Source organism: Aquisediminimonas profunda (assembly GCF_019443285.1).
GTDB lineage: Bacteria > Pseudomonadota > Alphaproteobacteria > Sphingomonadales > Sphingomonadaceae > Aquisediminimonas > Aquisediminimonas profunda.
This window is the reverse complement of sequence record NZ_CP080327.1, coordinates 164,556-187,146: the sequence shown is the minus strand read 5'-3', so window position 1 is coordinate 187,146 and position 22,591 is coordinate 164,556. Positions and strand designations below refer to the sequence as shown.

24 protein-coding genes are annotated in these 22,591 nt (G+C 60.3%); 13 read left to right on the top strand and 11 right to left on the bottom strand.

The genetic code is table 11. The features are described from left to right. Positions 1-6: 6 nt before the first annotated feature. Positions 7-537 carry a GNAT family N-acetyltransferase gene (locus K0O24_RS00940; protein WP_219893981.1) on the bottom strand — a complete coding sequence of 177 codons (531 nt, stop codon included), beginning with the start codon at positions 535-537 and terminating at the stop codon, positions 7-9. Between the two features lie 85 nt (positions 538-622). Between K0O24_RS00940 and K0O24_RS00935 the strand changes: the two genes are divergently transcribed. Further along, positions 623-1,003, top strand: coding sequence for a dihydroneopterin aldolase (locus K0O24_RS00935; RefSeq protein ID WP_219893980.1), 381 nt, complete (start codon positions 623-625; stop codon positions 1,001-1,003). A gap of 10 nt (positions 1,004-1,013) precedes the next feature. Then, positions 1,014-1,793: an SDR family oxidoreductase gene (locus tag K0O24_RS00930; RefSeq protein ID WP_219893979.1), complete on the top strand. Its 780-nt coding sequence runs from the start codon at positions 1,014-1,016 to the stop codon at positions 1,791-1,793. Here the strand turns inward: K0O24_RS00930 and K0O24_RS00925 are convergent. After that, on the bottom strand, positions 1,729-2,589 hold the full coding sequence (locus K0O24_RS00925; RefSeq protein ID WP_246611077.1) for a hypothetical protein: 861 nt from the start codon (positions 2,587-2,589) through the stop codon (positions 1,729-1,731). The two genes, K0O24_RS00930 and K0O24_RS00925, sit on opposite strands and share 65 nt — an antisense overlap. 241 nt (positions 2,590-2,830) lie before the next feature. Between K0O24_RS00925 and K0O24_RS00920 the strand changes: the two genes are divergently transcribed. The 4 genes from K0O24_RS00920 to K0O24_RS00905 all read left to right on the top strand — a co-directional run bounded on the left by K0O24_RS00920 (position 2,831) and on the right by K0O24_RS00905 (position 5,290). Continuing rightward, positions 2,831-3,439 carry an energy transducer TonB gene (locus K0O24_RS00920; RefSeq protein WP_246611076.1) on the top strand — a complete coding sequence of 203 codons (609 nt, stop codon included), beginning with the start codon at positions 2,831-2,833 and terminating at the stop codon, positions 3,437-3,439. A 47-nt stretch (positions 3,440-3,486) separates the two neighbouring features. Further along, complete coding sequence (locus K0O24_RS00915; RefSeq protein WP_219893977.1) at positions 3,487-4,257, top strand: MotA/TolQ/ExbB proton channel family protein; 771 nt, start codon at positions 3,487-3,489, stop codon at positions 4,255-4,257. A gap of 79 nt (positions 4,258-4,336) precedes the next feature. Further along, entirely contained in the window at positions 4,337-4,816 is a 480-nt protein-coding gene (locus tag K0O24_RS00910; protein ID WP_219893976.1) for an ExbD/TolR family protein, read from the top strand. A gap of 42 nt (positions 4,817-4,858) precedes the next feature. Further along, positions 4,859-5,290, top strand: coding sequence for an ExbD/TolR family protein (locus tag K0O24_RS00905; protein WP_219893975.1), 432 nt, complete (start codon positions 4,859-4,861; stop codon positions 5,288-5,290). 131 nt (positions 5,291-5,421) lie between these two features. Here the strand turns inward: K0O24_RS00905 and K0O24_RS00900 are convergent, their stop codons facing one another. After that, entirely contained in the window at positions 5,422-5,796 is a 375-nt protein-coding gene (locus tag K0O24_RS00900) for a glycine zipper 2TM domain-containing protein (protein WP_219893974.1), read from the bottom strand. Between the two features lie 101 nt (positions 5,797-5,897). Here K0O24_RS00900 and K0O24_RS00895 point away from each other — a divergent pair, with 101 nt between their 5' ends. Continuing rightward, positions 5,898-6,296 carry a hypothetical protein gene (locus K0O24_RS00895; RefSeq protein ID WP_219893973.1) on the top strand — a complete coding sequence of 133 codons (399 nt, stop codon included), beginning with the start codon at positions 5,898-5,900 and terminating at the stop codon, positions 6,294-6,296. A gap of 95 nt (positions 6,297-6,391) precedes the next feature. Here the strand turns inward: K0O24_RS00895 and K0O24_RS00890 are convergent, their stop codons facing one another. The 5 genes from K0O24_RS00890 to K0O24_RS00870 form a co-directional block, all read right to left on the bottom strand. Continuing rightward, positions 6,392-7,450 (bottom strand): ribonucleotide-diphosphate reductase subunit beta, encoded by a 1,059-nt coding sequence (locus K0O24_RS00890; RefSeq protein ID WP_219893972.1) that lies wholly within the window; start codon positions 7,448-7,450, stop codon positions 6,392-6,394. Between the two features lie 82 nt (positions 7,451-7,532). Beyond that, positions 7,533-9,422 (bottom strand): ribonucleoside-diphosphate reductase subunit alpha, encoded by a 1,890-nt coding sequence (locus K0O24_RS00885; protein WP_219893971.1) that lies wholly within the window; start codon positions 9,420-9,422, stop codon positions 7,533-7,535. Between the two features lie 382 nt (positions 9,423-9,804). Next, positions 9,805-10,515, bottom strand: coding sequence for a 2OG-Fe(II) oxygenase (locus K0O24_RS00880; RefSeq protein WP_246611075.1), 711 nt, complete (start codon positions 10,513-10,515; stop codon positions 9,805-9,807). Positions 10,516-10,622: 107 nt separating this feature from the next. Continuing rightward, positions 10,623-11,201: a nucleotidyltransferase family protein gene (locus tag K0O24_RS00875; RefSeq protein WP_219893970.1), complete on the bottom strand. Its 579-nt coding sequence runs from the start codon at positions 11,199-11,201 to the stop codon at positions 10,623-10,625. Continuing rightward, positions 11,188-12,135 carry an XdhC family protein gene (locus K0O24_RS00870; RefSeq protein ID WP_425514754.1) on the bottom strand — a complete coding sequence of 316 codons (948 nt, stop codon included), beginning with the start codon at positions 12,133-12,135 and terminating at the stop codon, positions 11,188-11,190. The genes K0O24_RS00875 and K0O24_RS00870 overlap by 14 nt, the downstream gene beginning before the upstream one ends. A gap of 85 nt (positions 12,136-12,220) precedes the next feature. Here K0O24_RS00870 and K0O24_RS00865 point away from each other — a divergent pair, with 85 nt between their 5' ends. Genes K0O24_RS00865 through K0O24_RS00850 form a run of 4 tightly spaced genes read left to right on the top strand, consistent with a single transcriptional unit; the run spans position 12,221 to position 17,333 of the window. Then, the gene (locus K0O24_RS00865; RefSeq protein WP_219893969.1) at positions 12,221-12,676 is read left to right on the top strand and encodes a (2Fe-2S)-binding protein; all 456 of its coding nucleotides are present in this window, start codon (positions 12,221-12,223) and stop codon (positions 12,674-12,676) included. Position 12,677: 1 nt separating this feature from the next. Further along, positions 12,678-14,873 carry a xanthine dehydrogenase family protein molybdopterin-binding subunit gene (locus K0O24_RS00860; protein WP_219893968.1) on the top strand — a complete coding sequence of 732 codons (2,196 nt, stop codon included), beginning with the start codon at positions 12,678-12,680 and terminating at the stop codon, positions 14,871-14,873. 49 nt (positions 14,874-14,922) lie between these two features. Beyond that, positions 14,923-16,443, top strand: coding sequence for a fumarate hydratase (locus K0O24_RS00855; RefSeq protein WP_219893967.1), 1,521 nt, complete (start codon positions 14,923-14,925; stop codon positions 16,441-16,443). Continuing rightward, positions 16,440-17,333: an EamA family transporter gene (locus K0O24_RS00850; RefSeq protein WP_219893966.1), complete on the top strand. Its 894-nt coding sequence runs from the start codon at positions 16,440-16,442 to the stop codon at positions 17,331-17,333. Before K0O24_RS00855 ends, K0O24_RS00850 begins: the two co-directional genes overlap by 4 nt. Here K0O24_RS00850 and K0O24_RS00845 read toward each other — a convergent pair. Together K0O24_RS00845 and K0O24_RS00840 are read right to left on the bottom strand one after the other, a co-directional pair. Next, entirely contained in the window at positions 17,330-18,508 is a 1,179-nt protein-coding gene (locus K0O24_RS00845; protein WP_246611074.1) for a serine hydrolase domain-containing protein, read from the bottom strand. The genes K0O24_RS00850 and K0O24_RS00845 overlap by 4 nt on opposite strands. Beyond that, positions 18,501-19,640 (bottom strand): nitronate monooxygenase, encoded by a 1,140-nt coding sequence (locus K0O24_RS00840; RefSeq protein ID WP_219893965.1) that lies wholly within the window; start codon positions 19,638-19,640, stop codon positions 18,501-18,503. Before K0O24_RS00840 ends, K0O24_RS00845 begins: the two co-directional genes overlap by 8 nt. Positions 19,641-19,696: 56 nt before the next feature. Between K0O24_RS00840 and K0O24_RS00835 the strand changes: the two genes are divergently transcribed. Both K0O24_RS00835 and K0O24_RS00830 read left to right on the top strand, forming a co-directional pair. Continuing rightward, positions 19,697-20,902: a dicarboxylate/amino acid:cation symporter gene (locus K0O24_RS00835; RefSeq protein ID WP_219893964.1), complete on the top strand. Its 1,206-nt coding sequence runs from the start codon at positions 19,697-19,699 to the stop codon at positions 20,900-20,902. A gap of 10 nt (positions 20,903-20,912) precedes the next feature. Beyond that, positions 20,913-21,905 carry an aldo/keto reductase gene (locus tag K0O24_RS00830; protein WP_219893963.1) on the top strand — a complete coding sequence of 331 codons (993 nt, stop codon included), beginning with the start codon at positions 20,913-20,915 and terminating at the stop codon, positions 21,903-21,905. Here the strand turns inward: K0O24_RS00830 and K0O24_RS00825 are convergent. Continuing rightward, positions 21,902-22,591 carry an NnrU family protein gene (locus K0O24_RS00825; protein ID WP_219893962.1) on the bottom strand — a complete coding sequence of 230 codons (690 nt, stop codon included), beginning with the start codon at positions 22,589-22,591 and terminating at the stop codon, positions 21,902-21,904. The genes K0O24_RS00830 and K0O24_RS00825 overlap by 4 nt on opposite strands.

Genomic DNA, 22,591 nt, shown 5'->3' with positions numbered 1-22,591 from the left:
TGGTCTTTATGCGGCAATCCGTCCGCTTGCAAAGCCCGGATCGGGAATGATGCGTCCTACAGCCGGAACACCGCCCGGGCGGCTAATCCTCGCCAGAAGGCGGCGACGTTCAACGGGGCCCGGCACAACCCATTCCGTGGTCGCGTCAGCCGAGAAATCGAAGAAGCGCCCATAATATTCCGGATCGCCAATCATCATGAGCGCATCGTGGCCATTTTCGCCCGCTGCGGTAATGAGTGCGTCCATCAGCGTCCTGCCGAGGCCACTGCGCTGAATGTCCGGCCTGACCGCAACCGGGCCGACAAGAGTCATCGGTGTCAGGCGGCCGTCGGGGCTTTCAAGGGCAACCGGCCAGCTCTGGAGCGTTCCGACCAGCTGCTGTCCGTCCAGCGCGGCAAAGCTCAGCGCGGGTAATGCAACCACGCCGTCGCGCATGCGATAGGCCGTGCGCGCCTTGCGGTCCGCGCCAAAAGCCGCATCGAGCAATGCTTCGACGTCTGTCGGGTCAACCCGTTCCAGAGGGACAATCTCAATCATCAGAGCGCGGCCCAATAGCGTCCGACGGGCAAATGTGAAGCGAGGATTGGTTGCAGCGAATATTTTTCGCTTTATGGGGCAGCCCATGACTGCGACGCGCGACCGACTGACTCTTGAAGTGCGGGACCTGGATGTGCCGGTGCTGACCGGCATCTATTCGGAAGAGACGCATTTGCCTCAGCCGCTGAGAATCTCGGTTGCAGTCGAGCTGGATTGCAAGGATCGCTTTACGCCGGAAACGCCTTTGACGGCATCAAAGAACTACATGGACATCAAACGTGCCATGACGACCGCCCTTCCTGAGGGCGTGCACTTCGTTCTGATCGAAGCGGTTGCGGATCATATCGCAGAGACATTGTTCGTCGAGGACAGTCGCGTGAAACAGGTGACCGTGAAGATCGTAAAGCTCGCGATTGCCGATGCGGGCGAAGCAATCGGCATCACGCTGGTGCGGAATCGACCGTGAAGGCTGTATCATGAAGCTTGCGCTGGTCACCGGCGGCTTCAGGCGATTGGGAGCGGCGATTGCGGCGCGGCTGGCGAGTGAGGGCTGGACGCTTGCGCTCCATTGCCGCGAGACGTCGGAGCCCGACCATGACCTGGCCGCCATCCTCGCGCTGCACCAGACCCAGTGGCAGGGCTTTGCCTGCGACCTTTCTGACGGTGTGGCGGTTACTGCGCTTTTGCCGCGCATCGTAGCGCATTTCGGCCAGGTGCCGGAGTTGATCGTGAACAATGCTTCGCGCTTTGTTGCGGACGATTTCGAGACATTGTCGTATCAAGAGCTCGCTGTGCACATGGCCGTCAACCTGTCTGCGCCTGTGCTGCTGGCGACCGGGCTTGCTGCCCAGCTGGCGCCCGGCCGGACCGGTGTCGTGATCAACATTACTGACCAGCGGGTCCGGCAGCCCAATGGCGACCAGCTGAGCTATACTCTCGCCAAACAGGCCCTATCCGCAGCGACAACGACCTTGGCCAAAGCTCTGGCCCCGAGGGTGCGCGTGAACGCAGTGGCGCCCGGCCTGACTTTGCCCACCGAAGACTACCGCCCGGCGCAGATGGTCGCGCTGGAGGCAATGATGCCGCTCGAACGCTTGCCGGAGCCGGACCAGATTGCAGATGCTGTTTTGTGGCTCGCCAATGCGGAAGCGGTGACCGGTCAGACAATCTATGTGGATGGAGGGGCGTCGCTCAAGAGTTTCGAGCGGGACTTTGTTTACCTCGGTTCCGCTGACACGGGCCCAAACCAGACTTGATCGTGGCATAGTCCTCGGCTGCCAGGGCGGCATCGCTTTCCGAAAGGGATTGCGTGCTGGCCTGCGGCAGGATTGGCGGCAGCGAACAGGCCAGGCGATACCACAGCAGCGTGTCGCGCGCAGGTGGCTCTGCGCCTTGGTCTACAATCTCGCCGATCGAGACAGCCCAGCGGGGTTCGGCATCGGGCTTACGCCAGACGCTGAGAGAGAGCGGCCGGCCATCGGACGCATTCAGGAATATCTGTGTCTCTCCCTCTCCGGCTACCGTACCCTCGACATGAAAGGCTTCTCCAACGCCGAGAATCTGCGGAGGCGCATTCGGGCTTCCGGCCTCTCTCAGCAAATTGCGAACAAGTGCAGCAAGCTCCGGGCTCGCTGGTTGCTGTGCATCCGGGGCGGCAAGGCGAATCTCGGTGGGACGTCCGGCGACGGGTCGGGCAAAGACAACCATATCTGTCTTGACAAGCTTGGGCCATTTGCCGCGCCCATCTGGAGACACGTCTGCAACATAGCTGATTCGCGGCGGAAGGCCGTCTCGACCCCGAATCACGGCGGCTGTATCTGCTGTAATAAGGTAGCGCCGCTGACCGGCGGCCACATTGCCAGCGAGTTCGCCCTTCAATTGTTCGGCCTTGCGGATACGGACCTGGGCCACAATGGGTGCCGGCAAGGCGAGGTCTGCCACGTCTGCATATGTCAACAGGACCGGAAGGGGAACGCCCGCAGATTTCTGGGCCGAAACCGGGTTTTCAATGCAAATTAATACAGCAAATATGAACGCGAAAACAATCTTCATGGCATGTCCGGTATGGCAAGAGAAAACGTTGTAGTACCGCCCTTTTAGCGGGCGATCAGTGGCAGAGCAAAACCCGTTGCGTCGATCTGGCGATGCCGATAGATGGGTTTTGGGACCCGCCGCCACAAGAGCAGTCGGGCTCGGGGTTGTGGAGCGGTTGCCAAGCGACGGTCGTTCTGTCAGCCTCCCCGTTTGGAGTTGGAGGGAGAGTCGTTTTTTAATGGCCTATGCTGATCAAGAAATGAGCACGAGCAAGATGGTTTCCATCGGTGCTGTGGCGTTGCTCCATATAGGCGTCGGTTATGCCCTCGTGACCGGTCTTGCCTATGACGCCGTCAAGCAAGCCTATGAAGACCTGAAGACGTTCGACGTGCAGGAAGAAAAACCGAAGGAAGAGGAAAAGCCGCCTCCACCTCCGGAGAAACTGGATATTCCACCGCCGCCAAAGGTCACTACGCCTCCGCCGGTGAACATCACGCCGATTGTGACGACGAACACGATCCAGCCGATCACGCCGTCGGCGCCGCCGGCGCCGCCGCCGCCGCCGCCACCACCACCAGCGCCGCGCGTTGCTGAAAAGGCGACGCAAAGGGGTGGCTCGATTTCAGATGAAGATTATCCGCCATCGTCGATCCGCAACGAAGAAGCCGGCACGTCGGTTGCCCGCTTCACGATCGGCACGGACGGAAAGGTGACAAGCTGCAACGCGTCAGGGGCCAGCCCGTCGCTTGATGCGGAAACTTGCAAGCTGATCATTCGCCGCTTCCGTTTCAAGCCTGCAAAGGATGAAAGTGGAAACCCGATCGAAGAATCCCGAACACAGCGCGTAACTTGGCGCCTGCCAAAATAGCGTTTCACCGATTTACACTTAGAAATTCATAGAGGAAAGTAACCACCATGTTTGATGTTTTGATACTTCAGGAAGCCGCCGCAGACGCCAGCACCGCCGCGGCGAAGACTGTTTTCGGCCCGATGCAGATGTTGGAAGAAGGTGGCGTGGTCACCTGGACTATTGCGGCCATCCTCGCGATCATGTCGATTGTGTCCTGGTACATCATGCTCACAAAATTGTTCGAACAGCAAAAGGTTCTTGGCCAGTCGAAGGACGCCGTAAAATCCTTCTGGTCCGCGCCAAATGTTCGCGATGGCGCCAACAAGCTCGAAAAGAACTCTGCGTTCCGCCAGCTTGTTGATGATGGTCTGCGTGCCGATGCAGAGCATGGCCATTTCACGGATCAGCTCGATTCGCATGAATGGATGCACAGCTCGCTGCGTCGCAGCCAGGATGCGATCAATGCCAAGCTCGGAACGGGTCTTGCCTTCCTTGCGACGGTGGGTTCAACCTCGCCTTTCGTCGGCCTGCTCGGTACGGTTATCGGCATCACCGGCGCACTGGTGAAGATCGCGGCCACGGGTAACGCAGACATCGCGTCGATCGCGGGCCCGGTCGGCGAAGCGCTTTACATGACGGCCTTCGGTCTCATTGTGGCCGTTCCTGCGGTTATGGGCTACAACTGGCTGCAGCGTCGCAACAAGCTCATTGCTGAACGCATGAGCCGTTTCTGTGACGACCTTCATGGTGACCTGATGTCCGGCGGCAAGATTCGTCCGCAGGTCAAGGCGCCGGCTGGTGCTGCCAAGCCTGCTGCCGCGACCGCCAAGGCCTGAGGTGTGTGAGGGCGAAGGCGAACAGGCCTTCGCCCGCGCAAGTCTGGCCAGTCGAGTTTTAGAGGAATAGGAAACAAAGATGGCAATGAGCGTAGGCTCAGAGGGCGGCGAAGACGCCCCAATGTCGGACATCAACACCACGCCACTGGTGGACGTGATGCTCGTTCTTCTCATCATCTTCTTGATTACGATTCCGGTCGTGGTGAAGAAGGTGCCGTTGAAGGTTCCGACACTTGCGTACCAGCCGACGATCACAAAGGCTGAAAATGTGATCCTTTCGGTGCGCGGTGAATCCGATGGAAGCTGCGGCGTCTATTGGGGACAGGCGCGGGTGAATGCCAGCCAGCTGCTTTCAAAGGCTGCGGCCAAGTTCAAGAACGAAGCAGACCGGCTCGGGCCGAACGTTACGGATCCGAACCTTTTCCCTGAAGTGCATATCCGGGGGGACCAGAATACGCCCTATCGCTGCATTGGTGGTACGATCTCCATCATGCAGAGCGCGGGCTTCATTCGGGTCGGCTTTATTTCTGAACCAAAGGGCGGCACGGCGACCCGTTGATCGGCGATGCATCCCTGACGGATATTTTTTGGAGAGTTAATTATGGCAATGAGTTCGGGTGGCAGCAGCGACGAACCGATGATGGACATCAACACCACGCCGTTGATCGACGTGATGTTGGTGCTTCTGATCATGTTCATCATCACCCTGCCACCGGCCACGCACGCGGTGAAGATCGATCTTCCTCAGGATTGCGCGCCCAAGTGCCCGCCACCGCCGCCAATCCTGCCGACCAAGAATGTGCTCTACATCGCGCCGAATGATGCGATCCTGTGGAACGGACAGCCGGTTGCCTTGTCACAGCTTCAGGGCATGCTCGAAGCAACGCAGACGATGGATCCGATCCCGGAACTCCACCTTCAGCCGGATGCCAGTGCCCGTTATGATACCGTCGACCACGTCCTGGCCGCTGCAAAGCGCGCCAATGTGTCCAAGATGGGATTTGTCGGCAACGAAGCCTATCGCGGCTTCTGATCCTGATATCGAAACAGAATTAGGGCGGCCTTCGGGCCGCCCTTTTTTTTGTCTGAATATGGTCCGGAACTCATTGCGACGCGGATGAGCCGCAATTCAGGTCCTTCATCAAGCCACGTATCGGTGTGATGCTATCGACAGCGCAGTGAGCCTTTGTCGATCTCGCGGCCAAGCAGCGCGCCACCGGCCGCTCCGAGGATCGTGCCAACAGTCCGATCGCGCCCGCGGTCAAGGCTGCGGCCGACAAGCGCACCGACTGCGCCGCCAATGATCAGCCCGGTCGTCCCATTGTCGCGCCGGCAATAATAGCGGCCGTCATCGCCACGCCAGATCCGGTCTTCGCGGCGCAGCGGCACAGGTTCGTAGTAGCGGCCATAGCGATCATAGCGTGCGGCATCATGTGCGCGGCGGCCATGCGCGGGTGCCCATGGCGGCGGATCGGCGAGGGCCGGAGCCGCGGGAAGCGCGACGGCCGCCAGCGACACTGCGAGAAGAGTCCTTTTCATCGTCATTGTCCTTTCATTCCTGACATGGCGCAGTGTTGCACAGTGAAGATGAACGCTTCGCGAACTGGGCAGGATGTGCCGTTCAAGCTAGTTTGGTGCGCATGACCATGCGAATCGCCCGCGCGGCACTGCTTTACTGGGCAATTGTCTTTGCCTTGGGCTTTGTGCTGGGGACAGTGCGGGTGCTGGCAATCGCACCGGCCTTGGGCAGCGAGACTAAGGCCGTCACCCTTGAACTGCCCGTGATGCTGCTCGCCAGTTGGGCTGCTGCCCTGAAGGTCATGCGTCACTTCGCGCCCATGGACCGCGCCGCGCGTCTCGCGGCGGGATGTCTGGCCTTCGGGCTGCTGATGGCATCAGAAGCCGCGCTGGCAAGGCTGGCCTTCGGGCAATCCCTCAGCGCGTGGGTCACAAGCTTGTTTGTCGTGCCGGGGATTATCGGACTTGCCGGACAGGCTGCCTTCGCCCTGATGCCTGCGCTAGCTGGCGGCCGACACTAGGCATGGCCCGGTAAGTCCGGGACAATTCCAAAATTCTTGGGGATCACGACTTGCGCGTCACGAATTAACGTCGCTCATTCGATGACGATCGCGACTTACTCCGCCGCAATCCCCGCCTGCTCGAACATGTCTTTCTCGACCGCTTCGACCACACCGGCCCCGTCATTGGCGGCTTTCGCGTCCTTGCGGCGGTCGAACGAGTCCCACACCTCGTTCCAGTTGCCCCGCGTCGCGGCCTTGGAATATTCCGTCGCGCGGGTTTCGAAGAAGTTGGCGTGCTCCACACCATTCAGCAGTGGCGCGAGCCAGGGCAGAGGGTGTTCATCGATCATGTACATCGGCTTGAAGCCCAGCTGGCCCAGCCGCCAGTCGGCAATGTAGCGGATGTATTTCTTGATTTCCTTGGCGGTCATGCCGGGAACGGGGCCATCTTCGAACGCGAGATCAATGAACGCGTCTTCCAGCCGCACGGTCTTCTGGCAGCAGTCAAGGATATCGTCCTTCACCGATTTGGTCAGGCAGTCACGCTCTTTCACAAAGGCGTGGAACAGGCGGGTGATGCCTTCGCAGTGCAGGCTCTCGTCACGCACGCTCCAGCTGACGATCTGGCCCATGCCCTTCATCTTGTTGAAGCGCGGGAAGTTCATCAGCATCGCAAAGCTCGCGAACAGCTGCAGCCCCTCGGTGAACCCGCCGAACATGGCGAGCGTGCGGGCAATATCCTCATCGCTGTCGACATTGAAGGTTGCGAGGTAATCGTGCTTGTCCTTCATCTCCTTGTATTGAAGGAACATGCCATATTCGCTTTCGGGCATGCCGATCGTGTCGAGCAGGTGCGAATAGGCCGCGATGTGCACCGTTTCCATGTTGGAAAAGGCCGCGAGCATCATCTTGATCTCGGTAGGCTTGAACACGCGGCCATAATGTTCGTGGTAGCAATTCTGCACCTCGACATCGGCTTGCGTGAAGAAGCGGAAGATCTGCGTCAGCAAATTGCGCTCATGATCGGTCAGCTTCTGCGCCCAATCGCGGCAATCCTCGCCCAGCGGCACTTCCTCCGGCATCCAGTGGATCTGCTGCTGGCGTTTCCAGAAATCATAGGCCCAGGGATATTCAAAGGGCTTATACTGGTTGCGGGCTTCGGTGAGGGACATGGGCTTAGCTTTCAGCTGCAATATTGGAATGCGGTGCCGACGTACGTCGGCGCGTTGAGGATCTCGAACATCAGTGACCCGGTCACTGACATGCGAGACACTCGTCATAATCCTTGGCTTCGACCTCGATCTGCTTGAGGTCAATCGTGTTGTCCGCCTCGACGCCGCCCGCAAAGCCTGCGCGCTGGATCGACTTGGAGCGGAGGTAATAGAGCGACTTGATGCCCAGTTCCCAGGCGCGGAAATGGAGCATCAGCAAGTCCCATTTTTCTACGTCTGCCGGGATGAACAGGTTAAGTGACTGCGCTTGGTCGATATAGGGCGTCCTGTCCGCCGCGAGTTCGATCAGCCAGCGCTGGTCGATCTCGAAGCTGGTCTTGAACGTGTCCTTCTCCTCCGACGACAGGAAGTCGAGATGCTGGACGGACCCGCCCTGTTCGAGGATCGAGTTCCAGACGGCTTCGCTGTTCTTCGCCTTTTCGGTCAGCAGCTTTTCAAGGTGTGGGTTGCGGATCGAGAAGCTGCCGGACAGCGTCTTGTGCGTGTAGATGTTCGCCGGGATCGGCTCAATGCACGCACTCGTCCCACCGCAGATGATGCTGATCGAGGCCGTCGGCGCGATCGCCGTCTTGCAGGAAAAACGTTCCATCACGCCACGTTCCTCGGCATCCGGGCAGGCGCCGCGTTCGGTGGCCAGCAGCATCGATGCTTCATTCACGCTGGCGGAAAGGTGCTTGAAGATGCGCATGTTCCAGCTCTTGGCCATGGCTCCTTCGAACGGCAGTCCGCGGGCCTGGAGGAAGGAGTGGAAGCCCATCACGCCAAGGCCGACCGAACGCTCGCGGCTTGCCGAATAGACGGCCCGCGCCATTTCGGGCGGCGCGCGGTCGATATAGTCGGTCAGGACATTGTCGAGGAAACGCATGACATCTTCGATGAATTGCTTGTCCCCACTCCACTGATCCCAAGTCTCAAGGTTGAGCGAGGACAAGCAACAGACCGCCGTGCGGTCATTCCCCAGATGGTCGCGACCCGTGGGGAGGGTAATTTCACTGCACAGATTGGACGTCGAAACCTTGAAGCCCAGTTCGCGGTGATGCTTCGGCATCGCCTTGTTCACATGATCGGAAAAGACGATGTAGGGCTCTCCCGTCGCAAGGCGGGTTTCGACCAGCTTCTGGAACAGGCTGCGCGCATCGACGCGGCCGCGCTCCGAATTGTCCTTCGGCGAACGCAGCACCCATTCCTCGCCATTGCGGACGGCTTCCATGAAGGCGTCCGTGACGAGGACACCATGATGCAAGTTCAAAGCCTTGCGGTTGAAATCGCCCGAGGGTTTGCGGATTTCGAGGAATTCCTCGATCTCGGGGTGCGAAATGTCGAGATAGACCGCAGCTGATCCGCGACGCAGGCTGCCTTGCGAAATGGCCAGCGTCAGCGAATCCATCACGCGGACAAAGGGAATTATCCCGCTGGTCTTGCCATTGAGGCCGACCGGTTCGCCAATGCCACGGACCGAACCCCAATAGGTGCCGATCCCGCCGCCACGCGATGCGAGCCAGACATTTTCGTTCCAGGTGTTGACGATGCCCTCCAGGCTGTCGTCGACCGAATTCAGATAGCAGGAAATGGGCAGACCACGTCCGGTGCCGCCGTTCGAAAGGACAGGCGTTGCCGGCATGAACCACAGCTTCGAGATATAGTCATAGATGCGCTGGGCATGCGCCTGATCGTCCGCATAGGCACTGGCCACGCGCACGAACAGGTCCTGATAGGTCTCACCCGGCAGGAGATAACGGTCTTTCAGCGTTTCCTTGCCGAAATCTGTAAGCAACGCATCGCGCGAGGGGTCAGTTTCGAGCTTGTACGGCATCGCACGGCTCTTGCTGTCCGTCTTGTCACTTGAAGCCGGGGCCTCGATTACCGTCGCCACATCTGCATCGCCAACACTTTGCGTATCCCGAAAATCCATTCCCAACCCCTAATCACGTTCCGCATATGTTCGAATCGGGCACGAACTGCCCGTATAGCATTTTTCGGGAGGAACTGCGCGAAGATTCCCGCTTCTCCCCGCAATCCACAGCGCAAAACTTCCCTGCTGCGCGATTCGCGTCGCACAGCGCAGAAACACAAGCTGTTGGGTTGCCCCCCGATCAAGCCACTAGCCATAGTGCCTCAACCGCTGTGCGAAGCAAGAGGGTAAATGACAATTTAGAGACTCGGTTCGTCGCAATATCGACTCGACTCATGGCACAAAATTCATGTCGCACCGCAGCGACGCGCAGGATTTTCGCGAATTGAATCTTTGGCAAGGGGTTAAGGCGTGACGGAGAAAATATTCTCCTTGCCGGGAATCATGCTGCGTCGTGAAAGATAATGCCCAGCGTGTGTCTTCGTCCGGCACGGACCCGACTCACGCCGTGACGCATCTTCACGCGATAGTCGCCGCGGCTGCCGGAGACTGGCCTGTCACTGACGGCAAAGACAACAGCATCGCCCTTGCACAGGGGCAGGACTTCGACGCGGGATTGCATGCGCGGCCTCTGTTCCGTGAGGACAAACTCGCCCCCATTGAAATCCTTGCCCGGCTCAGACAGCAGGACCGCAACCTGAAGCGGAAAAACATGCGCACCATAAAGGTCCTGGTGGAGGCAATTGAAGTCATCCGCGCCATATTGGAGAAGCAACGGAGTGGGCCGCGTCTGACCCGCCGCATGGCAGCGCGCCAGAAAGTCATCATGCTCAAGCGGGAATCGCGCTTCCAACCCCATGCGTTCGTGCCACCGATTGGCAATGGGTGCGAGCAATGGATAGAGCGTCGCGCGGAAATGCTGCACCAATGGTGGCAGCGGATAGGAGAAATAGCGATACTCGCCCCGACCGAAGCCATGGCGTTGCATCACCACATGGCTGCGGAAGCCAACGGCCGGTTGATAGAGGGCTGCCAGCTCGTCGCAAAGGATTGGCTTGATCAGGCCGGGCTGGATCGCCCATCCCTGCTGGTCAAGATCATGCGACATCTGGTCATGGTTTGAGTGGCCCATGTTCATCCCTTTCTGCATCATGACCGGTGGTCACTATACGGAACGCCAATGCTTCGAGGCGCCGGTTTGCGCACCCCGCTGCTTGCTCTCAAACCCGGTCAGGCACCGCAGTCGGGTCCAGAAGGAGATTATCCGCGTGCCACCAGGTCGTCCTGTGTGTCGATATCGGCAAGGGCGCCAGCGCTGGCGTTGACGGAAACTGCGTCTCTCAGCAGATCCTGTGCGCCACGATCACCGGACAAGGTCAAGAGGCGCGCAAAGGTCGATCTGGGAAAAAGCGCAGGCGGGCCGAGGTAGGACTCAGCTCGTGAGGCAATGACCGATCCGCGACCACTGCGGTCGAACGCATGGACGATCTGATGAAGATGGCTCGTTTCGACAAAGGGCATGTCGCCAAGGCAAACCAGAATGCCGTCGGCGTCGCGGTCGAGAGCGTATTGCGCTGCCAGCCTGAGCGATTGCGATAGTCCCTGTTCCGGCGCGGGGTTGGCGACACGCCGGAAGCCCAGCCTGTCGAGTGCTGCATCGAGCTTAGCCATGCCAGTGCCACAGATCGCGACATTCCAGTCCAGACCGCAGCCGGCCATTGCTTGGGCAGCGCTTTCTCCAATCATCTGGCCCTTGATCCTGGCCTCAAGCTTGTTTCCGCCAAAACGCGATCCGCGTCCGGCGGCAAGCAGGGCGCCAACGATTCTAGCGTCGGCCATGGTTGAAGGCCCGGACCATTCCACCTGCGATCGACAGCGCAATTTCGGGCGCGTTGATCGCATTAATCGTGACGCCCGCCGGCCCTTCGATCCTGGCTAACTGCTCATCGGTACAGCCCAGCGACTGCAATCGCAAAAGCCTCGCGGCATGTGAAGATTTTGACCCGAGGGCCGCAATATAGCCGGTTGGCGCGGCAAGCGCGGCTTTCAGTGCGGGGTCGTCGATTTTCGGGTCATGACTGAGCGTGACCACTGCAGTGTGTTCGTCGGGACACAGGGCCTTTATCGCTTCATCCGGCCACCTGTCATCCAAGGAAACTCCGGGAAACCGCTCCTCGGTCAGGAAGCGGGAGCGGGGGTCGATCACGGTCACGTTCGATCCGGTATCACGCGCCAGGCGAGACAGTGTCCGGGCGATTTCCACAGCACCGACGATCAACAGGCGCCGGGGTGGCGCGTAGATGTTGACGAAGGCCCCGGTGTCCAACGCGCTCAATCCAGTCTCGAGGCTGGTCCGGATTGTCAGGGGCTTGCCGGCCCTGTTGGCGGCGTCAATTTGCTCAAAGAGATCGGGAGGGAACCCAGTAGCGCTGACGGGCTGGATCAGGATCAGGATATCGCCGCCGCATGGAAGGCCCGCCTCCCACACCGCGCCATCGGCAGTGCCATAGCGCTTCACCTGATGCGTCCCGCTGGCGATGACCATTGCGGCTGTCTCCAGCACATCGGCTTCAACGCAGCCGCCCGAGACCGAACCGACAAAACGGCCGTCTTCATGCATGAGCATATGTGTACCGGCAGGGCAGGGTGCAGAACGCCACGTCTCCACGACAGTCGCAATTGCGAGACTGTTTCCGCGCCAATGCAGCGCCGTTTCAATGATATCGCGGTGACTGGCAGCACCGCTTGCAACGCATTCTGGCAGGGCTCTCACTCCTTTACTTAAACCGTAGTGTTTTGAAACCTAGGATGATAGGAACTTCTTTCAACACTGAATAATCGACAAGGAAGAGGCAGAGATGGTCATAGCTGCGCAGGTCAATGGCAAGGAGGTTTCGTTTGCCGGAGAACCCGATACACCACTGCTCTGGGCCCTGCGCGAAGAATTGGGGCTGACGGGCACGAAGTTCGGCTGCGGGATTGCAGCGTGTGGTGCATGCAGTGTCCATGTCGACGGAGAACTGGTCCGGTCCTGCTCGTTACCTGTCGGAGAGGTTGCGGGCAAGTCCGTGACCACGATCGAAGGATTGGGGTCGAACGGCACGCTCTCCCCGCTCCAGCAAGCCTGGATCGATCATCAGGTACCCCAGTGCGGATACTGCCAGTCTGGCCAGATCATGGCGGCAACGGCCCTGCTCAAGTCGACCCCCCAACCGACCGACGCACAGATTGACGAGGCGATGACAAACATTTGCCGCTGCGGAACCTACACGCGGATCCGCGCCGCAATCCATTCCGTCGCAGGAGGCAAGTGAGATGGGCGTGAAGCGCAGGGCATTCCTGATCGGCGGTGCAGCACTGGTTGGCGGCGGTGTGTTCGCACTCAAGTGGCTGGACCATTCCGCGTCTGAAGATGCGGTCGCCCTCACGACGGGCAAAGGCGAATCGTCCTTCGGCGGTTGGCTCAAGATCGCGGAAGATGATGCAATCACAGTCTATTCGCCGCATGCCGATATCGGGCAGGGGTCCAGTACCGGACTTGGCCAAATGCTTGCCGAAGAACTGGATGCTGATTGGACAAAGGTCAATGTCGTGGCCGCTCCTGCGGAAAAGGCGTTTGCCAACACGATGCTGGGGCAGGGCTTTCTTGCAGAGATGTCGGGCCACCCGGCAATCATCAACGCGCTTCCGGTGGCGCTGCTTTCATTCATAGCGCGCGCAATGCCAATCCAGATTACGGGCGGATCATCCGCCCTGCGGTTTACCGGACAGAGAACAATGCAGGTCCTTGGTGCAGCCACGCGCAAGGCCCTGGTTGAAACCGCGGCAAAGCGCCTCGGCGTTCCTGAAGGCGAACTCACAACGGCAGAGAGCAAGGTCGTTCATGCCAAAACAGGCAAGTCTCTCCGCTTTGGCGAACTGGCTGCAGAAGCAGCCCAACGGTCGCTGACGGACGAACCCAAACTCAAGGATCCGAAGACTTATCGCTTGATCGGGAAGCCCATCCCGCGCCTCGACACACCGGCTAAGGTCAACGGCACAATGCAATACGGCATGGACGTGCAATTACCGGACATGCGCGTTGCCACCATCACGGCGGCACCGATCCGGGGCGGAAAGCTCGTCTCGGTCGACCCGGCCCCTGCAATGGCTGTGAAGGGTGTCGAGAAAGTCATCAAGCTCGAAAATGCGGTTGCTGTCGTTGCAAAGGGTTATTGGCCAGCGCTTCAGGGCCTGCGCGCGCTTTCGCCAAAGTTCAGCGATGGCGGCAATGGCGCGATTTCGACCGCGTCGATCTTTGCCGCGCATGATGCGCTCCGCAAGGCCGGGAAGGTCGAAAGCGAAGCGGGCGAAGGCGATGTCGAGGCTGGGCTGAAAACGTCTGGCGCCAAGCGTGTCGAGGCAGATTTCCGCCTCCCGTTCCTGCATCACGCAATGATGGAACCTTTTGCACTGACCGCACATCACAAAGACGGCAAACTCGACATCTGGGGTGGGCTCCAGGATCCGCTGGCCACCAAGATGGCGGCGGTCAAGTTCTCGGGGCTTTCTGCCGATGACGTGACATTCCACCCAATGGCGAGTGGCGGGAGCTTCGGTCGGCGATTGCCAATGTATGTCGAAATTGTCGAACAGGTCACCAGGCTGGCCATGCAACTGCCCCATCCCGTCAAGTTGATCTGGAGCCGCGAGGAAGAGGTGACGCAGGGCGCCTATCGTCCGCAAAGTTCGGCGCATCTGACGGCTGCGCTCGGCAAGGATGGCAAGATTGCGGCCTGGCGGAATGATTATGCCCAGACGGAGGGCATCGAGGGCGAAGCGACCTTCATTTACGACTTGCCTGCTGTGTCTCGCCGCCTCTTCAAGCACGAGTCCAATCAGACGACCGGTGCCTGGCGATCGGTCAACAGCACCCAGCACGGCTTTTACAATGAGTGCTTCATGGACGAACTGGCCGCAGCCGCAGGCGCAGACCCGGTCGAATTCCGTGCCCGGTATCTGAAGCCCGGTTCCCGCCACCTTGCTGTCCTCAACGAAGTGGCAAAACGGTCCGGCTGGGGAACACCGCTTCCGGCGGGTGTCGGCCGCGGCGTTGCCATTGTTGAATCGTTTCAGACGATTGTTGGCCAGGTCATTGAGGCATCCGTGAAGGACGATGGTACGCCCAAGATTCACAAGGTTTACGCAGTCGTCGATTGCGGAAGGACCGTGAATCCGTCGAACGGTGAAAACCAGATCCAAGGCGGCATCGTGATGGGCCTGTCGACTGCCGTGGGCGAAGCCATCACCCTTGAAAAGGGCGCCGTTGTGCAAAGCAATTTTGGCGATTACCCGATCCTGAAAATGGAAGGCGCACCTGCCAGCATCGATGTGCATTTCATTGAAAGCGGTGCCCCGATGGGAGGGCTTGGCGAACCCGGGGTCCCGCCGTCGGCCCCGGCACTTGCCAATGCCCTTTTTGCGGCCACCGGAAAACGCATCCGCAGCCTGCCAATCGTTGCAATCTCTTAGAAGGCCGGTCTAAGGCGAGCCCCTGTTTGCCAATTCTCAGGGGCTCGCCATGCCGACCATCATTCGTGAAGCGGATCTCATCGAGAGCGTTGCCGACGCGCTCCAATATATCTCCTATTACCACCCAATGGATTATATCCGTGCGTTGGGGGATGCCTATCGCGCAGAACAGGGCCCGGCGGCCAAGGATGCGATTGCCCAGATCCTGACCAACAGCCGCATGTGCGCCGAAGGCCATCGCCCGCTGTGCCAGGACACGGGCATTGTCACTGTCTTCATCAAATGGGGGCAGGGCTGCATGCTCGACTCTGATCGCGCCTTGCAGGACGTCGTCGATGAAGGCGTGCGCCGTGCCTATCTCCACCCGGACAACAAGCTGCGCGCCTCGATCCTTGCCGATCCGGCTTTCACGCGGGTCAACACGCGGGACAATACACCATGCGTGTTGAACCTTGAAATGGTGCCGGGCCATCATGTCGACGTGCAAGTTGCTGCGAAGGGCGGCGGCAGCGAGAACAAGTCCAAGTTCAAGATGCTCAACCCTTCGGATTCCATTGTGGATTGGGTACTGGAGATGGTCCCGCAGATGGGCGCCGGCTGGTGCCCGCCGGGCATGCTCGGGATCGGTATCGGCGGAACGGCGGAAAAGGCCATGACGCTCGCCAAGGAATCGCTGATGGGTGACATCGACATGGCCCAGTTGAAGGCACGCGGGCCGCAGAACGACATCGAGCGCCTCCGGATCGAGATATTCGACAAGGTGAATGCGCTTGGCATCGGGGCGCAAGGGCTGGGTGGCCTTGCGACGATTCTCGACGTGAAGATCATGGATTATCCGACGCATGCGGCTTCGAAGCCGGTGGCGATGATTCCGAACTGTGCCGCCACGCGCCATGCGCATTTCCATCTCGACGGGTCCGGTCCGGCCTATCTCGAGCCACCCAAGCTCTCTGACTGGCCGGACGTGAACTGGACGCCGGACAAGGCTGCAATCCATGTCGATCTTGACACGCTGACACCCGAAATCGTTGCCAGCTGGAAGCCGGGTGACCGGCTGCTTCTCAACGGAAAGATGCTCACGGGCCGCGATGCCGCGCACAAGCGTATCGCTGACATGCTGGCCAAAGGTGAGGACTTGCCCGTCAGCTTCAAGGGCCGCGTCATCTACTATGTCGGACCGGTCGATCCCGTGCGGGATGAGATTGTCGGCCCGGCCGGCCCGACGACAGCGACCCGCATGGACAAGTTCATGGACATGATGCTCGATCAGGGCTTGCTCGCCTGTGTCGGCAAGGCAGAACGCGGGCCGGCTGCGACGCAGAGTATCGCAAACCACAAGTCGGCATATCTGATGGCTGTCGGTGGCGCGGCTTATCTCGTCGCCCGCGCCATCAAGGCATCAAAGGTCGTCGGCTTCGAGGACCTCGGGATGGAAGCGATCTATGAATTCACTGTGCAGGATATGCCTGTCACGGTGGCGGTCGACAGCCAGGGTGAAAATGTCCATGTGACCGCTCCGCTCGTGTGGAGAAAGAAGATTGCCGAGGAAGGGTTGTTGCAGCCCGCGTGATCTGGCTTCCCGCCACACTTCTCGCCGGGCTGTTCCAGGCTTGGCGGACAGCAGTGCAGCAGCGCGTGCGGGCCGAACTTTCAGTCAATGCCGCCGGGCTGGTGCGCTATCTCTTCGGGTTTCCGGTCGGCTGCCTCTTGCTCGCCACATATCTGTTCTTCTCGCAGGCTTCGCTGCCGGGCCATCATGATGGCTTCTGGGTCCATGCCGCTATGGGCGGCGTGGCGCAAATCCTTGGCACGAACCTTCTGATTCTCGCCTTCGGATTTCGCAACTATGTGGTCGGCTCTGCCTATGCAAAGACCGAAGCCGTGCAGGGCGCAATCCTTGCGATGATCCTGCTGGGCGAACACCTGTCCGTCCTCACCTGGATCGGCATCGGCGTTGGCGTTGTCGGTGTCGTCGTCCTGTCGGCTGGCGGGCAACGGCCTCGCCTGAGCGACCTTGCTCAGCCTGCGGCGCTGTGTGGGCTGGGGGCCGGGCTCCTGTTCGCACTTACGTCCGTGTTCATCAAGCGCGCGACTTTGGTGGTAGAGACGACGGACAAGGTGCTTGCAGCGCTGGTGACGCTCGTGGCGGTTCTCGGGCTCCAGGCCCTGTTGCAGGGCGCCTATGTCGCAGTTCGGGAGCGCGAACAGCTGGCCCGCATCGCGCGAAGCTGGCGGGTTTCGAGTCAAGTCGGGCTGCTCGCGGCGATGGGGTCCGCCTGCTGGTTCACGGGCTTTGCAACTGCGCCTGTCGCGCTTGTTCGGGCCGTCGGACAAGTGGAAGTGATCTTTACGCTGGCCTTCGGGCGCTATTATCTGCGCGAGCCCTTGGCCCGAAGCGAACTTGCAGGCCTGTTGACCGTGGGTATGGGCGTGGTTTTGGCGCTGGCCGGTAATTTCTAGCGTCGCAGGATGGCTTCTTCAGCCGTCGTAAAGGCTGATCGTCCGGAAGAGGCATCGTCAGGAATGGCGGTTGTGAAAAAAGCGATCCCGCGTTTGCGGTCGCGATCCAGCCAAAGTCCTGATCGCAGGCCATAGGCCTCCCCGGCATGCCCGATCCGGGGTTTTCCGTCGCCAAAGGGATCATCCTTGCAGCCGGGCCGGGCGGTCGACAGGGTCTGGACAGCCAGACCATAGGTACAATTGAAACCCTTTTCGGTATCCCCATTCGTGCCGTCAAAGCGCCACTCCGGACCAATCAGCGCGGCAATCGACTGGGCCGAAAGGAACCCGTCTCCCCCGCGCAGGATCATTGTGCCGATCCTGCCAAGGTCGTGCATGGAGATACGCACGCCGCCCTGTGGCGAAAAGAGCGCGCCATTGGTGCCAGGCTGGTAAGCGGAAAGCTCGCAGGATCCGTCCGCTGCCGGAACCACGGGGCAGGTCGGCCGGATGCCCTTGAGATCGTCCCGGCGAACATTCCCTTCAGCGTCGTTCAGTACCACGGCGCGGGAAATGGCCGCGTCGCTGCAGCTTGTCCAGTTCATGCACGCATCGATCTTCAGGGGAGCAAAGACTAGCCTCGCCATCAACCGGTCAAAGCGCTCGCCCGTCGCCTTTTCCATGACACTGGCGACGACGGGAAAGTTGAGATTGGTGTAGCGAAAATAACTGCCTGGCCGATGCTCTGTATCCCAGGCGCGGGGATCGCGAAGTCGCTGTTCCAGTGTCTCGCCAAGCGGAACGACATAGTCGGCGCCATCCGTCAGGCTCGACCGGTGTGACAGGAGCATGCGGAGCGTCACGGGAGCATCGGGAAATGCCGGATTGCGCAATCGCCAGCCCAGCCAGTCCGACACGTCGCGATCGAGCGAGAGGGTCCCGGCTTCGGTGAGCCGCATCACGCCAAGCGCTGTCACCAGCTTGGAGATTGAGGCAATCCGCACAGGGTCATCCGCGGTGACCCGGCGGCGGGTTGCCGGGTCCGCAATGCCTGCGGCGCGGGCGCTTTCCGATCCATCCGCAGCAAAGGAGACGATGACAGTCGCCCGATAGGATGACCGTGGCGCGATGCTTGCGACGCAGCCGGGAAGAAGCGCCAAAAGCCCGAACCCGGCTGCGATGAAGCGTCTAGTCAAAGGCTGCGTTCAGCGTTTCCACCGCGGTCGCATAGTCCTGCATGAAATCCTGCACCACCGATCGGGCAGAGGTGATGTTGCTGACCAGCCCCACTCCCTGCCCGACGAAATAGGTGACCAGTTCCCGTGCCTTTGCGTTGCCGCCCTCGGCTGCCTTGGTGGCACGGTGGATGGCAGGTTCTGCGATCAGCGATTGCATCGGCATCGGCAGGGCGCCCGGGCTTTCCGGTCCCTCCCAGGCATCGGTCCAGGCCGATTTCAGCTGGCGCGAGTATTTGCCGGTCCGGCCCTTCGAACGCACGGTGTCGCGGGACCGTGCATCGACCATCTTCTCGCGGAATATCTGGCTTGTCTCGCTTTCCAGTGTGGCGAGCCAGACAGAACCGGTCCAGGCGCCTGCCGCGCCCATCGCCATGCAGGCCGCCATCTGTTCGCCTGTCATGATCCCGCCTGCGGCGAGAACCGGGCAGTCATAGCCTTCAGCCTTCAAGGCGCGCACGACTTCCGGGATGAGCACCAGTGTCGACACTTCGCCGCAATGGCCACCCGCTTCGCCACCTTGCGCGACAATGATGTCGACGCCTGCGGCTGCAAGCCGCAGCGCATGCTCCTTGGCGCCAGCAAGGGCAGCGACCGGCACGCCATGATCACGACCCATCTGGATCATGGCTGGCGGTGGAACGCCGAGTGCATTGATGATCATCTTGATGGGATGCTTGAAGGCGACTTCAAGCAGTTCCATTGCTTCCTCGGGCCAGAACGGCGGCGGCGCATCGTCGCTGCGCGCCCGCGCATGATCGCCCGCACCTTCGACCCCGTGCGCCTTGAGGAGCTGATCGACAAAATCCTTGTGACCTTGGGGAATTCGCTCGGCCAGCTTCTTCGAGGTGAGGTCCTTTTCCGATTTAACGGCCATGTTTTCGGGGATGAGGACATCGAGTCCATAGGGCTTGCCGTCGACATGGGCATCGATCCAGTCGAGTTCGATTGCCAGTTGTTCCGGATTGAAGGCTGTCGCGCCAAGAACACCGAAACCGCCGGCCTTGCTCACGGCTGCAACGACGTCACGGCAATGGCTGAATGCAAAAAGGGGAAATTCGATGCCAAGTTGCTGGCAGAGTCTTGAAGTCATTGTTTGCCTCTCCTTGCGGCCTGTGTATCACTCCCGAAAAGGAGAGACAGCCCCCGATGTCAAAGACACTCATCATTCTGATAGCCCTTGTTGGCGGCATCCTTCTGGGTGTTGTTGCGGGCACCCGGTTCGTCGATGTTGCGGATGTGATCGGGACGCTGTGGCTCAACGGCTTGCGCATGACGGTTGTGCCGCTTGTGGTGGCCCTCCTCATCACCGGAATCGCACAGACGGCAGATGCAGCGCGCGCGGGGCGGTTGGCCGGCCGTGCCGTGCTGACGATGCTCGCGATCCTGTGGAGTTCGTCACTTCTCGCCGCCGTCATGATCCCGACCTTGCTCACGCTGTTTCCGATGCCGGAAGGTGCAGCGGACGCGCTGAAGCTTGCGCTGGGCAGCGCGACAAAACCCGGCGCAGTACCGCCCTTCGGTGATTTCGTCCGCGCCATGGTGCCGACCAATCCGATTGCTGCCGCGTCTGCCGATGCCATCCTGCCACTGATGATCTTCACCGCCGCTTTTGCCTTTGCAGCCCTTCGCTTGCCCCCTGAAAAGCGCAAATCGATCACGGGCCTGTTCGAAGCAATTGCCGATGCGATGGTCGTGATCATCAATTGGGTATTGTCGATTGCACCGATTGGCGTCTTCGCCCTGGCATTCGTGGTTGGCGCAAAGGCCGGGACGGCGGCGCTTGGCGCTCTTGCCCATTATGTGTTCATCCTGTCAGCCCTTGGTGTGATCGTCTGGCTTGCGTCGTTCGTGCTTGCAGTCCTTGGCGCGCGACGCGGGCTCCCCGCCTTTTTCAAGGCCTCGGCAGAGGCGCAGGCCGTTGCAATCTCGACCCAGTCGTCGCTCGCGTCACTGCCGGCAATGCTGCGGGGCGTGAAGGCGCTGGGCGTCGATGAAGCAAAGGCGGATGTGGTCCTGCCGATGGCTGTCGCGATCTTTCGTGCGACGGGCCCCGCGATGAACCTGGGCGTCGCGCTCTATATTGCCTATTGGTTTGGTCTGGACCTGAGCCCGACCCAGATTGCCATCGGTGTCGCAGCAGGAGCCACCACGACGCTCGGCGCCGTCAGCTTGCCCGGATCGGTCAGTTTCGTGAGTTCCATAGCGCCCATTTGCCTCGCGATGGGTGTACCGGTAGAACCGCTGGGCCTGCTCATCGCAGTCGAGACATTTCCGGACATCTTCCGGACTCTCGGCAATGTGACGATGGACATGGCCGTGACTGCAACGGTCGCCGAACGCCAAAAGGATTGAGGAGAGCAAGATGAAATACCGCACGCTGGGGCAGGGCCTGAAAGTCTCCGCAATTGGTGTCGGCTGCATGCCGATGGTCCGCGAAGGCAATATCAACTATGGCAATGCCAACGACACGGAATCGACCGCGACCATCCATCGCGCGATCGATCTTGGCCTGACCTTTTTCGACACGGCCGAAATGTATGGCCCGTTTGCCAATGAGGAACTGGTCGGCGCTGCTATCAAGGGGAAGCGCGACGGGCTGGTCATCGCCACCAAATTCGCGATGCGCTGGGACGGGAACAAGCCGGTCGGGATTGATGGATCTCCAGCAAATGCGCGCCGGGCCTGCGAAGGATCACTGAAGCGGCTGGGCATCGATACGATCGACCTGTTCTACCAGCACCGGGTCGATCCCAATGTTCCGATCGAAGAAACCGTCGGCGGGATGGCTGACCTCGTGAAGGAAGGAAAGGTTCGCCATATTGCCCTGTCCGAGGCTGGACCGCAAACGATCCGTCGCGCGGCGAAGGTTCACCCGATTGCTGCCTTGCAGTCGGAATATTCGCTTTGGGAACGAGAGGTGGAAGACGAAATTCTGGACGTCTGTCGCGAAAACGGAATCGGCTTTGTGCCCTATTCGCCTCTCGGCCGGGGTTTTCTTGCTGGCACGATAAGCAGCCTCGACGATCTACCAGCTGATGATTGGCGGCGAAACGATCCGCGATATCAGGGGGACAATTTCGCTGCCAACATGAAGGTCGTCGATGCGATTTCTTCAGTCGCGGCGAAGCACGGCGCCTCCAATGCCCAGATCGCTCTTGCCTGGTTGCTTGCCAAGGGAGACGATATCGTACCGATCCCCGGGTTCAAGCGCCGCATGACGCTGGAGGATAGCGCCCGCGCGGTCGATCTTGCGCTTGACCTCGAAGACCTCGAAACATTGGAAGCGGCAGCGCCCGTCGGGGGAACAGCTGGCCCGCGTTATGGCGAACGCGGCATGAAGATGGTGCGGATCTAGTTTCCCATCCAGCGCCAGATGCCGGCAACAGGCGCGCCGAGCATGGGATGAAGGTAGGTCGCGACGAGCCACAGCAGGATCCCGGCCAAGACCACCGTTCTCCCCGGCCAGGCTGTGGCCCAGCTGCTCTTGCCGGCAATCTGGTTGCCGAAGGGCAGGAAGCTCGTCCGGCTGGACCAGTCACGCCAGCCATCGCCCATCAGTGCCGCCTTCTTCGCATCCTGGCCGACTGAGCCGAAGATCGCAAGGAAGCCAATCGCCAAAGTCAGCGCCAGCACCTTGGGTTGCGGGCTGACCAGCAGATGGACCAACGCCCATAGGGCAAAGCCCCACATCATGGGATGGCGGGTAATGGCGAAGACGCCTCGTGCAGGCCTTGCAGTGTTGATCTTGTCTGGCGGGCCGGGAAGGGCAGGATTGCCAAACAGGGATCCGACGAAAAGGATACTGCCAATCAGCATCAGGGCGGATGCAAGGGCCCACAGCCCATCCCCTGTGGGCCACAGTGGCATTGCCGTCGGCGCCGCCCCAAAGGCCTGGACGACCCAGACGAACGTGCCGAGTGCGATCAGCGAATAAAGCCCCAGAAACCCGTTCGCCCCCAAGGCCTTGACCAGCGGCGCGCGGAATGGATGGGACAAGAGGAAATGGGTCCCCACAAAGCTTGTCAGCGCAATAATCAGCAT